Origin of the sequence: uncultured Roseibium sp. (assembly GCF_947494555.1) — a bacterium.
GTDB lineage: Bacteria > Pseudomonadota > Alphaproteobacteria > Rhizobiales > Stappiaceae > Roseibium.
This window is the reverse complement of the sequence record NZ_CANLVF010000003.1, coordinates 403,722-417,887: the sequence shown is the minus strand read 5'-3', so window position 1 is coordinate 417,887 and position 14,166 is coordinate 403,722. Positions and strand designations below refer to the sequence as shown.

11 protein-coding genes and 1 tRNA gene are annotated in these 14,166 nt (G+C 55.1%); 9 read left to right on the top strand and 3 right to left on the bottom strand.

What is annotated here, in order from left to right:
• Nucleotides 1-120 precede the first annotated feature (120 nt).
• On the top strand, nucleotides 121-927 hold the full coding sequence (locus Q0915_RS16640; protein WP_299475799.1) for an undecaprenyl-diphosphate phosphatase: 807 nt from the start codon (nucleotides 121-123) through the stop codon (nucleotides 925-927).
• Here the strand turns inward: Q0915_RS16640 and Q0915_RS16635 are convergent.
• Nucleotides 919-1,947: a WYL domain-containing protein gene (locus Q0915_RS16635; protein WP_299475797.1), complete on the bottom strand. Its 1,029-nt coding sequence runs from the start codon at nucleotides 1,945-1,947 to the stop codon at nucleotides 919-921. The genes Q0915_RS16640 and Q0915_RS16635 overlap by 9 nt on opposite strands.
• Nucleotides 1,948-2,094: 147 nt before the next feature.
• On the opposite strand from Q0915_RS16635, the gene Q0915_RS16630 reads away from it, so the two are divergent.
• On the top strand, nucleotides 2,095-2,328 hold the full coding sequence (locus Q0915_RS16630) for a DUF1127 domain-containing protein (RefSeq protein WP_299475794.1): 234 nt from the start codon (nucleotides 2,095-2,097) through the stop codon (nucleotides 2,326-2,328).
• A gap of 27 nt (nucleotides 2,329-2,355) precedes the next feature.
• On the opposite strand, the gene Q0915_RS16625 is transcribed toward Q0915_RS16630, so the two are convergent.
• On the bottom strand, nucleotides 2,356-3,618 hold the full coding sequence (locus Q0915_RS16625; RefSeq protein WP_299475791.1) for an MFS transporter: 1,263 nt from the start codon (nucleotides 3,616-3,618) through the stop codon (nucleotides 2,356-2,358).
• Nucleotides 3,619-3,730: 112 nt separating this feature from the next.
• The gene (locus tag Q0915_RS16620; RefSeq protein WP_299475790.1) at nucleotides 3,731-4,705 is read right to left on the bottom strand and encodes a complex I NDUFA9 subunit family protein; all 975 of its coding nucleotides are present in this window, start codon (nucleotides 4,703-4,705) and stop codon (nucleotides 3,731-3,733) included.
• Nucleotides 4,706-4,882: 177 nt separating this feature from the next.
• On the opposite strand from Q0915_RS16620, the gene Q0915_RS16615 reads away from it, so the two are divergent.
• The 7 genes from Q0915_RS16615 (at nucleotide 4,883) to Q0915_RS16585 (ending at nucleotide 14,128) form a co-directional block, all read left to right on the top strand.
• Nucleotides 4,883-4,969, top strand: a tRNA-Leu gene (locus tag Q0915_RS16615).
• A 196-nt stretch (nucleotides 4,970-5,165) separates the two neighbouring features.
• The gene (locus Q0915_RS16610; protein ID WP_299475786.1) at nucleotides 5,166-6,350 is read left to right on the top strand and encodes an integrase arm-type DNA-binding domain-containing protein; all 1,185 of its coding nucleotides are present in this window, start codon (nucleotides 5,166-5,168) and stop codon (nucleotides 6,348-6,350) included.
• Between the two features lie 33 nt (nucleotides 6,351-6,383).
• Nucleotides 6,384-7,205 (top strand): hypothetical protein, encoded by an 822-nt coding sequence (locus tag Q0915_RS16605; RefSeq protein ID WP_299475783.1) that lies wholly within the window; start codon nucleotides 6,384-6,386, stop codon nucleotides 7,203-7,205.
• 85 nt (nucleotides 7,206-7,290) lie between these two features.
• Nucleotides 7,291-7,509 (top strand): AlpA family phage regulatory protein, encoded by a 219-nt coding sequence (locus Q0915_RS16600; RefSeq protein ID WP_299475780.1) that lies wholly within the window; start codon nucleotides 7,291-7,293, stop codon nucleotides 7,507-7,509.
• Between the two features lies 1 nt (nucleotide 7,510).
• Complete coding sequence (locus Q0915_RS16595) at nucleotides 7,511-7,999, top strand: helix-turn-helix domain-containing protein (RefSeq protein WP_299475777.1); 489 nt, start codon at nucleotides 7,511-7,513, stop codon at nucleotides 7,997-7,999.
• Nucleotides 7,992-9,101: a tyrosine-type recombinase/integrase gene (locus tag Q0915_RS16590; RefSeq protein ID WP_299475774.1), complete on the top strand. Its 1,110-nt coding sequence runs from the start codon at nucleotides 7,992-7,994 to the stop codon at nucleotides 9,099-9,101. The genes Q0915_RS16595 and Q0915_RS16590 overlap by 8 nt, the downstream gene beginning before the upstream one ends.
• A 146-nt stretch (nucleotides 9,102-9,247) precedes the next feature.
• On the top strand, nucleotides 9,248-14,128 hold the full coding sequence (locus tag Q0915_RS16585; protein WP_299477051.1) for a type ISP restriction/modification enzyme: 4,881 nt from the start codon (nucleotides 9,248-9,250) through the stop codon (nucleotides 14,126-14,128).
• The last annotated feature ends 38 nt before the right edge of the window (nucleotides 14,129-14,166 follow it).

The following is a 14,166-nucleotide window of genomic DNA, read 5'->3' as shown; positions in this document are numbered from 1 at the left end:
TCAAGGGTTTGACGTTGCCCGATTGGTCCTGCAAATAAGCAGCCGACAGGCAGTGCCTGAGTCGCGAAATTACCATTTTCAGGCCAGTTTTTATCGAGCCTGCCGGAGATATGTCATCCTATGGACGGCCAAACTATTGTAAGCGCATTAATTTTGGGAATTGTCGAAGGCTTGACGGAGTTTATCCCCGTGTCTTCCACCGGGCACCTTCTGTTGCTGGGCCATTTCCTCGGATTTGAGAGCACCGGTAAAACCTTTGAGGTCCTGATCCAGCTTGGCGCCATACTCGCGATTCTCTCAGTTTATTTCGGCCGTCTCTGGGCGCTGACGATAGCGCTACCGAGTGATGCGGCAAGTCGGCGCTTTGTCTTTGGCATCCTCATAGCCTTCCTGCCGGCTGCGGTTATTGGCGTTTTGCTGCACAGCTTCATCAAGGAAGTCCTGTTTGAAACGCCGGCGCTCATTTGCACAACCTTGCTGGTGGGCGGCTTCATTCTGCTGTGGATCGACAGACTGCCGCTGAAGCCGCGCTATACCAACGTGATGGATTATCCCCTGGCGCTCTGCCTGAAGATCGGTTTCTGCCAGTGTCTTGCCATGGTGCCGGGCGTTTCCCGGTCCGGCGCGACAATTGCCGGCGCGCTGCTCATGGGAACAGACAAAAGGTCGGCGGCAGAGTTCTCGTTTTTTCTCGCCATGCCGACCATGGCGGGCGCTTTCGCCTATGACCTTTACAAGAACCGCAACGTGCTCTCCGCGGACGATGCCACGCTCATCGTCATCGGTTTTGTTGCGTCTTTCATCTCCGGCGTCTTCGTTGTCAAAGGCCTGCTCGATTTCGTTTCGCGCCACGGTTTCGCACCGTTCGCTTACTGGCGGATTTTTGTCGGCCTTGCCGGTTTCGCAGGTCTCTATTTCCTAGGCTGAGTGTTTTACCGCAGGGCGGGCGCCGTAAAGCGCGGCGAGGTTTCCCAGTTCGCCCGCAAGTTCCAGCCGCAATGCGTCCGGTGACAGGAGTTCCGCCCCGGGGCCGAGCCACCTGACAAGTGGCAGGAGGCGGGCGCGGTCGGTGCTGGGAATGCTGACGAGGATCTTGCCGTCACCCGCGGGCGTGAAGATAGCGTGCCGGTAGTACCAGTCGGCGCTCAGTTTCTTGGCCTGCTCGGCAGTGATCAGGATTTTGGCGATTTCTTCTTCCTGCTCCCAGCGGCGCATTGCCTGGGAAAGCCAGGCTCCGCCGAGCAGCGTTTTGATGGAAAACGACTTGTCGGGCCTGAAAAAGAGCCCGCTGATTTCCAGGTTGCGCACGCGGTCCGCCCGGTAGACCTTGACCATCTCGGTGTCGACGCAGCGTCCGGCGAGGTACCACAGGTCCCGGTCGAACATGACCCCGTAGGGTTCAACGTCGTGCTCCTTGGCGGTGTTCCGGGATGGATTGACATGATGGAAGCGGACACGTTTGCCGTCGAGGATCCCGGCCATGAACCCGTCGAGCGCTTTTTGCCAGTCATCCGTCGGCTCGGCCTTGGTGCCGGCGTGAAAAATATCGGCAGGAATGGGTTCGATCCCGACGATGCGATCGGCTTCCTTGAGAAGTCCGTGGACGGTTTTGGGCAGCGAGGCGAGCAGTTTCTTTTCCGCGGAGGTCAGATCGTCGGCAAGGGGAACGGTGCGGCTGCTGCGCACCAGCGCCATGGCAGCCAGTAGTGCGGCGGTCTCGTTGCGCGTGAGCGCGACCGGCGGCTGGAGATACCCGCTTGCGAGCCTGTATCCGCCCTCCGCGCCTCTTTCGGCGTCGACCGGAACGCCGAGCGCGATCAGCCGGTCAATGTCCCTGTAGATCGTTCGAAGGGACACCTGGAATCGTTCGGCAAGCACGGTCGCTGAGACGAGCTTGCCACCGGTCAGCAGCAAAAGGATGCCGAGCGCGCGTTCTATCGGGTTCATGAAAAGGCCCTTGGACGGTTGATCCGGAAAAAAATCATATCCCGGGAACAGAACGAGATCAAACCTGACTCACTGCTGTCAGGATTGACCTGCCATCTTCGCACTGTCGCCGGAAAACGGCGGACAAGATCCGCAAGGAGATGAGAGATGAGCTATGAAATTGAAACTGTATTCCGCAGCCGCGCACACAGCCGTGGCCTTGTGTTCACCGTTCTTCGTGTATGTGCCGACCAGCTCCGCCGGTATGTTCGCCGCCGGACAACTGCCCGTGCCCTTTCTCACCTGAACGAAGGGGAGTTGAAGGACATTGGACTCATGCGCACGGGACAAGGCTATCGTGAACTGCACCGGAACAGATACGGTGCAGACTTCTGGAAATAAACGCTTCCGGCGGCTGGCATGAATGTGTCAGCCGCCGGAAATCCGCGTCAGCGCTCTGATTTCAGGCTTGTTCCAGCTGAGGAACATGACAACAAGCGCGATGATCGCCGCGATGATGACGCCAAAGAACGGAATATCCAGGTTCAGGCCGATCAGTTCGCCGCCGATAAGCGAGATGACGCCGGCAACCAGAGTAAAGATCGCGATCGTTATCCCCATGACCCAGCCCTGTTCCTCATCATCGACGGCCGCCGCGTAGAGCCCGAGAAATGTCGGGTAGGCGATGCCGAACACAAAGTAGAAACAGAAGACGGGTATGAAGGTCAAGATGGCGATCGGCGACGCGACGAACGCTGCGGCCGAGACGGCCCAGACGACAAATGTCGTTCCGAGAATAGCTTCCTTGCTGAAACGTTTTTGCACCGGGACCACAAGAAACGTGCTTGAAAAGGCAAGCGCGACACCGATCGTCAGCATCACCATGCTGCCGCCGAACGTGCCGTACCCGAACCGGCTTGTCAGATAGTTGTCCACGAAGATGTAAAACGACAGATTGGCGATGTGGAAGAAAAAGAAGACGAAGGTCAGTCTGAGGACAACTGGATAGTTCTTTATCTGCCAAAGCAGTTCGAAGATCTCCGCCGGACGGAAGACGAAAGGTTTGCGTTCAGCTTCCACGTCGTGCTTGTCCTTGAAGCAACTCACCACGAGCAGGATCGCGACCGCCACAAGCGCGAAACAGGCAAAAAACGGCAGTTTGACGCTCGCCAGACTTCCCAGAATGACGGGATCCGACAGAAACCCGCCAATGATGGGACCACCTACGAGCCCGAAACTGACACCGGTGATGATATAGCCCATGTTGCGGTTTCGGTCTTCGTCATCGACGCTTCCGTCAATCATGGCCGCCTGTGCGATGGGTTGATTGCCGGCCGTGAGGCCGGTGATCGCACGCCCCAGAATGAGCAGAAGGAAGCTGTTGAGATAAAGCGCTGCAATCGTGAGCGCATAACCGCCAAGTGCACCGAAAAGGCAAATCAGAATGGCATTCTTGCGCCCGATCACGTCCGAGAGTTTCGAAATGTATGGTGCGCCGAAGAACCAGCACAGGAAAAAGATGCCGATGATCAGGCCGTAGTTGAAATGGCGCACCGCATCGGTCGTGTCCTTTGGCAGCATCGAGGTGCTGGGTTCCATGATCAGGCTGTTGATGATGGGAAACACGAGGCCCTGCCCCAAGAGGTCGACGAAGACGACAAAGAGCATTGTGACTTTGGCAAGAAATGGCATTGGCTCCCCCTTGTAAAGAAGCCTAGGCCAAGCATTTCCTTCCAGCAACGAAAAAGGCGGGCTGAGCCCGCCTTCAGGAATTGCCTGCCTTGCCTCTCAATGGAAAGCCGGGTCAGACAGCGCGATGCGCGTCATACTGACCGTGTTGACGGAAGCGCTCCAGGTATGTCGGCAGGATGCTTGCAAGCGTCGCGGGCTCGATCCCCATACCTTTCAAGGTGCGCCCGTCCTTGATCGCGGCTTCCGAAACGACATTGTCCGTTTTCAGAAGCTCGACCTGGTCGGCGGTGATCGGCGCACCCGGGAAGAGCTGCATGACCTTGCCCATGGCGGAAGCGACGGGGAAGGGGATCGGCAGCAGTGCCCGCGAACGGCGGGTGATTTCGAGCATTGTTTCAAGGCACTCCTTGAAGCTTTTGTGTTCCGGCCCGCCGAGTTCATAGACCGTGCCGGCAGTCAATTGGCCGTCAACCGACCGCGCAACCGCTTCAGCGACATCGCAGACATACACCGGCTGGAATTTGGTTTCACCGCCGCCGATCAGCGGCAGGGCCGGCGCGAAACGTGCCATTTCCGCGAACTGGTTGAAGAAGTCGTCTTCCGGCCCGAAAACGATCGATGGGCGCAGGATGACGCTGTCCGGCAGCGTTTCCAGGACGCCGGCTTCACCGGCTGCCTTGGTGCGCGCGTATTGGGATGTGCTGTCCGCGTCGGCACCGATTGCCGAAATATGCGTGATTGCTGAAAGTCCGGCGCCGCGCGCCGCTTCGGCAATCGCGCGCGGACCGAACGCCTGTACGGCATCGAATGTCTGGTTGCCCGTTGGCGCAAGAATGCCGACTGCGTTGACGACGGCGTCGGAGCCGATCAAAGCGCGGTCGACAGACCAGCGGTAGCGCAGGTTCGCCTGCACCGCCATGATCTGTCCGGGGGCACCGAGCGGCTGCAGATGCGTCGCCAGGTCCGGACGCCGGACAGCGGCCCGGATCCGGTAGCCGCGCCGCGCTAGCGACTGCACGATATGCCGCCCGAGGAAGCCCGACCCGCCGAAGATTGTGACGAGTTTGCCGTTAAGAGGTTTGGACATCAGGAAATGCCTTTTTTCGCGTCCGAACTGGAGGGGCCGAAGCGCCAACGCCGCGCCCGTCAGCTTGTTTCTTAGACCTTTGTAAGCCGGGTGTGAAGTGCTGCCTGCGATTGATCAAAAAAAGTCGCACCTTGCGATTGACAAGGGAAGGTCCGGCGCTTACAAGCCCCCCTCACAGCCCAGGTGGCGGAACTGGTAGACGCGCTAGCTTCAGGTGCTAGTGCCCTTATGGGCGTGGAGGTTCGAGTCCTCTCCTGGGCACCAAATTCCCGTTTTAGATTGTCCTAGATAATCCAGAAACACACGAAAAAGCTCCGGTTTCCGGAGTTTTTTTCGTTTCTGCTGTCCGGTGTTGTCCAGTGAGGTGTGTTGGTATCCGGCTCAATTGTTGGTATGATTCTGCAGTGAAGACCAACGAGAAGCTTTTCGCGTTGGTCCTTTCGGAATCGGGAGACCAACAATGCCGCTGACCGATACCCAAATTCGACGCTTGAAAACGCCCGACAAAGAGAAAAAGGTGAGCGATGGCGCGGGCTTGCACCTCCTCCTGAAGCCAACCGGTTCTCGCTTGTGGCGGTTGGCATACAGGTTTGGCGGAAAGCAGAAAACGTTGGCGCTGGGCAAGTACCCTCACGTTGGCCTCGCTGAGGCGCGGCAAAAACGAGACGCCGCCAAGGCGCTTTTGGCAAATGGCGCCGATCCGTCTCAGCAGGCCAAGGCGGAAAAGGCGATGGCAGCGCTTACCAGCGGCAACATATTCGATGTTATCGCAGATGAGATGTTAGCCAAGGCAACGCGAGAAGGCCTTGCCGAGACAACATTGAAAAAGAAGCGCTGGCTGCTCGATCTTGCGCGGTCGGAATTAGGGCTAAGGCCGATAAAGGACATCTCTGCTCCTGAAATTCTGTCGACGTTGCGCAAGGTGGAAGCTCAAGGCAATTACGAAACGGCGCGTCGCCTACGGGCGACAATTGGCCAGGTCTTTCGATATGCCATCGCAACGGCCCGCGCTGACAATGATCCGACATTCGGTCTCAGGGGAGCATTGACAACGCCGCAGGTGGTCCATCGTGCGGCGATAACCGACTGGCAGCGCCTTGGCGGGCTGGTTCGCTGCATTTGGGAATATGAAGGCTCCTATGAAACCCGTTCCGCATTGAAGTTGATGACTTTGCTTTACCCGAGGCCCGGTGAATTGCGGCAAGCCGAATGGGATGAATTTGATTTTGCTAAAGGTGTTTGGACCGTCCCAGAGCAACGCACGAAGATGCGGAGGGAGCACAGGAAGCCTTTGCCGGAAAGTGCATTAGAAATTTTAAAGGATCTGCACAAGCTGACCGGAGCCGGTAAATTTTCTTTTCCGTCTATTTCTTCGCCAAAACGACCCATAAGTGAAAACACCTTGAACGCCGCCTTGCGCCGCATGGGCTTCACCAAGGAGGAAATGACCTCTCACGGCTTCCGAGCAACCGCCTCGACGTTGCTCAACGAAAGCGGCAATTGGAATCCGGATGCGATCGAGGCCGAGCTAGGCCATGTCGGAGCGGACGAGGTGCGGCGGGCCTATCATCGGGCAGCCTATTGGGAAGAACGCGAGAAAATGGCAGAGTGGTGGACTGGCGAAATCGAACAACTGCTAAAGTGAGTTTTCCAGCAGGGTCTGTAATTGAGGTGAAATTTGCGCAAGAGACGAAAGTTTCTGAAAGGAGAATTGACTTCAGAACATGAGAAGCTTCTGTATGAAGCCCATTTTCAATTGATAGAAAAAAAGCGTGATTTTCCAAAAGAATGTGTTCCGGAATACGGTTCAAAATGGTGGCTGCCTATTGATGAGGTAATCAAGAAAATCGCTTCTCGTAATAGACCACCAAAATTACGACCTAAAACAGAAAATAGTCGATACGCATTGTTGATTTGGCGAGTTTTCGGCCCGTATGGCTTGGCCAGAAACCATATTGAAATGGCTTTCTCAGCTGTGGCCACTCTTACACCAGAACGTAGAGAAATGGAAATTGAGGAATCGCAGAGGTTCCTGGAAAATTGCGATGAACTACGCCGCGCTCTTGCAGAATTTTCAAATATCGAAATTCAATCATTTGTTTATTTCTATTCCATAATGCGTAATTTATCAAAAGAAGAGTTTGGTTTTCGCATGAGGTTTACTTATGAATTTTTCGATTGTCTTGGAAATTTAGATTCTTATCTGGAGCATTTTGAAAGGTGGGCGGGAGAGCGCTACGATGCAATATCTCCTCCACAGGGCGGTAAGCCGAAATCGGAGTGGCGACACGAGTTTGTGTTTCGTATGTCTCACCTCTGGTTTCTTCTGACAGGTGAAGATGCCCCATCCGGGCCGAATACAATTTTTATGGAGTTTCTTGAAGCGGCATGGGCATGCGGCGGAGATAACATGCCTGATGTTGCCTGGGAGGCTACTGTCCGGGCGGTAAACTCTCGGAGGCAAGTTAAGGATGATGTAACTTCGGGTTCAGTCCACTAGGTTTCGACATCCCGAATCGCGCATGCGCAAAATATTTGTTCCGTTACCAGCCGGGGTTGTCCGGTAAAGACCAGGTAACGCGACCATGAACACATCACTGTCACCTTCCGACGGCCTTCCATCCACTGGATTTGTTCGACTGAAATCTATCATAGCGCCCAACGGCCCTATTCCCGTCAGCAAGTCCACATGGTGGGCAGGTGTGAAAGATGGGCGTTTCCCCAGACCGGTGAAGCTTGGCGAGCGCATTACCGTTTGGCGCGTGGAAGATATCCGCGACCTTCTGGAAACCGGAGCGGCTTAGGGTGGCTGGCAAGCGTCCGAACGGGCGCCGGATCAAGAGCCATCGAAGCTACGACGTTGCAGAAGCCGCCCGCGCGCTGGGCGTCGCCAAGGGCACAGTCAGGCGCTGGCTGAAAGAGGGGCTTCCCTGCCTCAAGGACCAGCGACCAGTCTTGATCCTCGGACAGGACTTGAAGGCCTTTCTCGATGAACGGCGCAAGCCGAAGCAGACATGCCGGATCGATGAATGCTTCTGCTTGTCCTGCAAGGCGCCACGGCGTCCGGCCTTCGACGAAGTCGAATTCCATCCCCTCACGGCCACAGGCGGCAATCTCAGGGCTTTGTGCGAGCATTGCGCCACAGTGATGCACAAGCGGGTGTCAATGGACGGATTGAACGCTCTGAAGGCGATTTTGGCGGTGACGGATGTGCAGGCGGAAACACGCCTAACTGATGGCAATTCTCCCTGCACGAATGATCACTTGCGAAAGGAGCTTCAAACCTATGCGTAAGCACCACCCGAAAAACGAACGCATCAAGCGCCAGTACCTAGCCTATCTGGAAGAGGCTAAGCGTATGTCAGGCAAAACTACAGACCAGGTTGCGGCAGCCATAGCGCTCTTTGAAAAGTCTACTGGATACAAGGATTTTGCAGCCTTCCATATCGAACAGGCGCGCAAGTTCAAACGGGACATGGCAGGCTATATCAATGCCGAAACCGGCAAGCCGTTAGCAAAGGCCACAATGCGTTCGCGTCTTAATCATGTGAAAGCGTTCTTTCACTGGCTGGCCGGGCAACAGGGCTACAAGTCCAGGATCAGCTATTCAGATTCCGACTATTTCAACATATCGGCCAATGACACGCGGATCGCCACAGCCAAGCGCGAGAAACCCGTGCCCAGCGCTGAGCAAATCCGACATATTTTGAATTCGATGAAGGCCGGGACCGATATCGAAAGGCGAAACAGGGCCTTGATCGCCTTTACGTTCCTGACCGGCGTCCGCGATGATGCGCTGGCGTCGCTCAAGCTGAAACACGTCAGCCTGCAAAACCGGACGGTGTTTCAGGATGCGCGCGAGGTGCGCACCAAGAACCGCAAGACCATAACCACATGGTTTTTCCCGGTAGGTGAAGACATTGAGCAGATTGTGTGCGATTGGATTGACTTTCTGGCAATCGAACGCCTCTATGGCCAGGAAGATGCGCTTTTTCCATCAACCAAGGTTGGCGTTGCAGATCATGGCGGCTTTACCGCGCTGGGCCTGACGCGCGAACACTGGTCGAATGCTGGTGCGATCCGCAAAATCTTCCGGCAGGCGTTCGAAGGCACTGGGCTTCCTTATTTCAATCCGCACAGTTTCCGAAATACACTGGCCCAGATCGGTGAAAAAGTGTGCCGTTCGCCAGAAGACTTCAAAGCCTGGAGTCAGAACCTTGGTCATGAACACGTCTTGACCACCTTCACAAGCTACGGCGCCGTTTCCAGTCACAGGCAGGCCGAGATATTAGAGAATTTGGGCTCAAAGGACTTAGGACTATCAGGAAGTGGAGGCGCCCCGGATGCAAGGACTATCCAGCGGGTTTTGAAACACTTAGCTAAAAATGCCGGATAGCCTTCCATCGCGTTTAGCGTTGAAGCCAATGGCTTGGCCTGTATGGGGAGCAACTTCCCGTGAATACACTCACTGGTAGCTTTTTGTCAGTGTAGTAGGTACGAATAACGTTCGAAGATTCATCCAAGATATTGCCGCTGGAAAAAATGCAGTTAAGTGATCTCCTGAATTCGTACCGTGAAGCCTCTGGAAACGAGCGTGAGAAGGGCGATTATTTCGAGCGCCTGATCAAGGTGTTCCTTGAAAACGACAGCATCCAGAAACAGTTCTATTCTGCTGTGGTGCCGTTCGGCGAGTGGGCAAAGGCGCACGGCTGGAAGGGCAACGATACGGGCATTGACCTTGTAGGCACCCTAGCGGACGGCACGGGCTATGCGGCCATCCAATGCAAGTTTTATGCGCCTGACTACAGCATCCAGAAGACAGACCTCGACAGCTTCATTTCGGCGGCCTCGAATGACCACTTCGTGCGGCTGGTCATCGCAGATACGACGCGGCGCGATTTCGGCAGAAATGCCATGCAGACGTTGGACAAGCTGTCGAAGGACTGGAACCGGATCGGGATCAACGAGCTGGAAGCCAGCGGAATTGATTGGCGGCAGTTTCTGCGCACCGGCACTGTCAGTCTCGCGCCAAAGAAGGAGCTGAGGGATCACCAGCGCGATGCTCTTGCAGCAGTGAAGGAGGGGCTGGGAGAGGCGGATCGTGGCAAGCTCATCATGGCTTGCGGAACGGGAAAGACCTTCACCGGCCTCCGGATTGCCGAAGAACTGGCTGGCAAGGGCAAGCTAGTCCTTTTCATGGTCCCATCGCTGGCCCTCATGTCGCAAACCGTGCGGGAATGGAAAAACGACTGCCAGGAAGAGTTCACGGCCTTCTCTGCGTGTTCGGATACAAAGGTCGGGCGCAACGCCGATGCGGATAGCCTGGACTTGAATGTGCATGATCTCGCGTTCCCGGCGACCACAGATCCGGAACGGCTTGCGAGGCAGGTGTCTACCGCCAGATCCGACCGCATGACAGTGGTCTTCTCCACCTACCATTCCATTTCCGTCCTGACCCGTGCCCAAAAAGATCACGGCTTGCCGCAGTTCGACCTGATCATCTGTGACGAAGCACACCGCACCACGGGCGTCACCCTGAAGGACGAGGACGACAGCACTTTCGTCCGCATTCATAACAATGACTATGTGGCAGCACGGAAGCGTCTTTATATGACGGCCACGCCGCGCATCTTCGGGGACGCAGCGAAGCGCAAGGCCGATGATCACGATGCCAATCTGGCGTCGATGGATGATGAAACCAAGTTCGGCAAGGACCTGTTTCATCGTGGGTTCGGATGGGCCGTCGAGAATGAGCTGCTGACCGATTACAAGGTAGTGGTGCTTGCTGTCGATGAGGGCTTGATTTCGACTACCATCCAGAGTCGCCTCAAGAAGGGCGCGGAGTTGACCCTCGATGACGCGACAAAGATTGTCGGCTGCTACAAGGCCCTGACGAAGGCCGATCTTTCCGCCGATCTGGAGTTTGATCCGAGACCCATGCGGCGGGCGCTTGCTTTCTGCCAGAGCATCGCGAAGTCAGAGATCATCGAGGACGAGTTCGCTGAAGTTATCGAGGAATATACGGGCAACGATCAGATTGGTGATGAGCGCCCGCTGTCGACCGAGGTGCGCCACATCGACGGTAGCTTCAACGCCAATGCACGCGAGGAAATGCTGAACTGGCTGAAGGCCGATGCGGGGGAGGACTCCTGCCGCATCCTGACCAATGCCAAGGTGCTGTCTGAAGGGGTGGACGTGCCCGCGCTCGATGCGATCATGTTCATGCACCCGCGCAAGAGCCAGATCGACGTTGTTCAGTCTGTTGGGCGCGTGATGCGTCGTGCCAAGGACAAGAAGCTCGGTTATGTGATCCTGCCTGTCGCGATTCCGCCCAACACCAAGCCGGAAGATGCGCTCAACGACAATGAACGGTATGCCGTCGTCTGGCAGATCCTCAATGCCCTGCGGGCTCATGACGAACGCCTTGATGCGCGGATCAATCAGGCCAAGATCGGTGAGGATATCAGCGACAAGGTGGAGCTGGTCCGCATTTCATCCGAGACTGAACTGAAAGATCTGACTGCGGTTGTGGACGATTTCGCAACGTCTAAGACAAAGGCGGAAAGCAAGGGCGCGGCAATTGGCAGTGACGCTCCCGAGCAGAGAGGTAGCGAAGAAGTTGTCCAGGGCGAATTCGTGTTTGACGAGTTCACCCGAGCCATCATGGCGAAGATTGTTGAGAAATGCGGCACCCGCGAATACTGGGATACCTGGGCCAAGGATATCGCCAAGATCGCCCAGACCCATATCACCCGCATCACCACCATAGTTGCCAATGAGGGCTCCGAGCGCACGGCCTTTGCTGCATTTCTGGAAGAGTTGCGGGACGACCTGAACCCGGAAATCTCCGAGGCTGAGGCCATTGAGATGCTGGCCCAGCACCTCATCACCCGTCCGGTCTTCGATGCTCTGTTCAAGGGCAGTCGCTTCACCAAGGAAAACCCAGTCTCCCGTGCCATGGAGATCGTGCTTCAGCAATTGCATGAGCATAATCTGGAGAAGGAATCAGACAGCCTTACAAGATTCTATGCCAGCGTGGAGCGCCGCGCAGCTGACGTGAAAACCGCTCATGGCCGTCAGACCCTGATCACCGAGCTCTATGACAAGTTCTTCCGCACTGCCTTCCCCGCGCTGACCAAGCGGCTCGGCATCGTCTATACGCCGGTCGAGGTGGTGGATTTCATCATCCATTCTGTCAATGACGTGCTGAAGGCCCAGTTTGGTCAGACGCTTGGCTCTAAAGGGGTGCATATCCTCGATCCGTTCACAGGAACCGGCACCTTCATTACTCGATTGTTGCAATCAGGGCTGATTGCCCAAGACGAGCTGGAGCACAAATACAAGCACGAGATCCATGCCAACGAGATCGTGCTGCTAGCCTATTATATCGCCGCCATCAACGTCGAGACCGTCTATCACGAGCTGGCCTATGGCAGTCTCAGCACCAACGCCCCCTATGATCCGTTCGAGGGAATCCTGCTGACCGATACATTCCAGATGTATGAGCAGGATTGCGATATGATCGCCAATCTCCTGCCGGACAATTCGGAGCGACGCACTAAGCAAAAGGCGCTGGATATTCGCGTTATTATTGGCAATCCGCCCTATTCGAGTGGGCAGGACAGCGCCAACGACAATGCCGCTAACATCTCATATCCTCAACTGGATGCAAGAATCCGTGACACATATGCCGTTCATTCGAAGGCGACCCTGAAGAATTCGCTCTACGACAGCTACATCCGTGCTTTCCGCTGGGCGAGCGAAAGAATCGGGGATGCGGGTGTTATGGCTTATGTTTCGAATGCGGGCTGGATAGACGGCAACGCCGCTGATGGAATGCGCAAGTGCCTGTGCGACGAGTTTAGCGATCTCTACATCTTCCATCTTCGCGGGAATGCAAGAACCAAGGGTGAACTGCGTCGGCAAGAGAAAGGCAACGTGTTCGGGGAAGGTACTCGTACGCCGGTCGTGATCTCCGTCCTAGTTAAGAACCCCGATGCCGTGGAACAGGGACGCATCCATTTTCGAGATATTGGCGATTATCTGGATCAACAGGAGAAGCTCGCGATCATCCGTGACCTAAAATCAGTCGACGGCATATCGGAAAACCATGGTTGGACCAGTATTACACCGGATGAAAATAATGATTGGCTGGACCAAGTAGACCGTAGCTTCGATCAGTTTTTGGTTGTTGGTGCTAAGAAGAGCAATGAAGAGGGAATTTTCGCAAACTATTCGAGCGGCGTGAAAACCAATCGCGATGCGTGGTGCTACAATGCCTCAAAGCATAAGATGGAACAAAATATGCGACGCACGATTGATTTCTATAACGCAGAAGTTGATCGTTTTCAGGCGTCCGATAAGTCTCAAAAAGTAGAGGATTTCATCAATGCAAATCCAAAGCTAATGAGTTGGGATCGAGTGCAGCGCAACGATGTAGGGCGCGGGAAAAAGGTCCCCTATAGGCAAGAATCGGTTCGTTTAGGTCTTTATCGACCATTCGATAATAGATGGATGTATTTTGATCGATATTACAACAACTGCGTTTATCAGATTCATCAGATATTTCCTACTCCAGGTATTGAAAATCGGATCATTCAGATGTCTGGAACTGGGGTTCGAGGTGAGTTTAATTTGCTCATGTCGAATTCAGTGCCATGCTATGACTTGATTGAAAAAGGGCAAGGATTTCCCTTGTATCTCTACGATGAAGTCAAACCAAGTGACGGCCTCTTCGCAACCTCAAACGACCAGATTAGCGGTTTCGCCCGCCGCGATGCCATCACGGATGGGGGGCTTGCGCATTTCCAAGCAGCTTATCCGGGGGAAAAGATCAGCAAGGAAGACCTGTTCTACTATATCTACGGACTGTTGCATTCGCCCGACTACCGTGAGCGGTTTAGGAACAACCTGGCCAAGCAGTTGCCTCGCATTCCAGCCGTGAAGAGGTCCGCCGATTTTGCTGCCTTCCGTGATGCTGGCCGTGCCTTGGGAGACCTTCACGTCAATTTCGAGACAGTGAAACCCTTTATGGTCACCTACCGGGAGGGAGATCACAGGCTTATTCCGGAAGCCGAGGCGAACCCGAAGAAATTCTATCGCGTCAAGAAGATGAAGTTCGGCGGCAACGGCAAGGAAAAGGACAAGAGCACGGTCATCTACAACGACCATATCATCATGCAGAATATCCCGCTGGAAGCCTATGACTATGTGGTCAACGGCAAGCCCGCGCTTGAATGGGTGATGGAGCGGCAACTTGTGAAGCCGGACAAGGCCAGCGGCATCATCAACGACGCCAACGATTATGCCAACGAGACCATCGGCGACCCGAAATACCCGCTTGAGCTGTTCCAGAGAGTTATCACCGTCAGCCTTGAGACGATGAAGATCGTGGAAAATCTACCGAAGCTGGAAATTGAGTGATGGCTGACAAAGATCATTTTGATTGGCTTAACAAACAT

Bases quoted from the DNA above. Each gene is read 5' to 3' on its own strand.
- Q0915_RS16610 (WP_299475786.1), top strand. From the start codon at position 5,166: ATGCCGCTGACCGATACCCAAATTCGACGCTTGAAAACGCCCGACAAA.
- Q0915_RS16625 (WP_299475791.1), bottom strand. From the start codon at position 3,618: ATGCCATTTCTTGCCAAAGTCACAATGCTCTTTGTCGTCTTCGTCGAC.
- Q0915_RS16585 (WP_299477051.1), top strand. From the start codon at position 9,248: ATGCAGTTAAGTGATCTCCTGAATTCGTACCGTGAAGCCTCTGGAAAC.
- Q0915_RS16620 (WP_299475790.1), bottom strand. From the start codon at position 4,705: ATGTCCAAACCTCTTAACGGCAAACTCGTCACAATCTTCGGCGGGTCG.
- Q0915_RS16590 (WP_299475774.1), top strand. From the start codon at position 7,992: ATGCGTAAGCACCACCCGAAAAACGAACGCATCAAGCGCCAGTACCTA.
- Q0915_RS16630 (WP_299475794.1), top strand. From the start codon at position 2,095: ATGAGCTATGAAATTGAAACTGTATTCCGCAGCCGCGCACACAGCCGT.
- Q0915_RS16635 (WP_299475797.1), bottom strand. From the start codon at position 1,947: ATGAACCCGATAGAACGCGCGCTCGGCATCCTTTTGCTGCTGACCGGT.
- Q0915_RS16640 (WP_299475799.1), top strand. From the start codon at position 121: ATGGACGGCCAAACTATTGTAAGCGCATTAATTTTGGGAATTGTCGAA.
- Q0915_RS16600 (WP_299475780.1), top strand. From the start codon at position 7,291: ATGAACACATCACTGTCACCTTCCGACGGCCTTCCATCCACTGGATTT.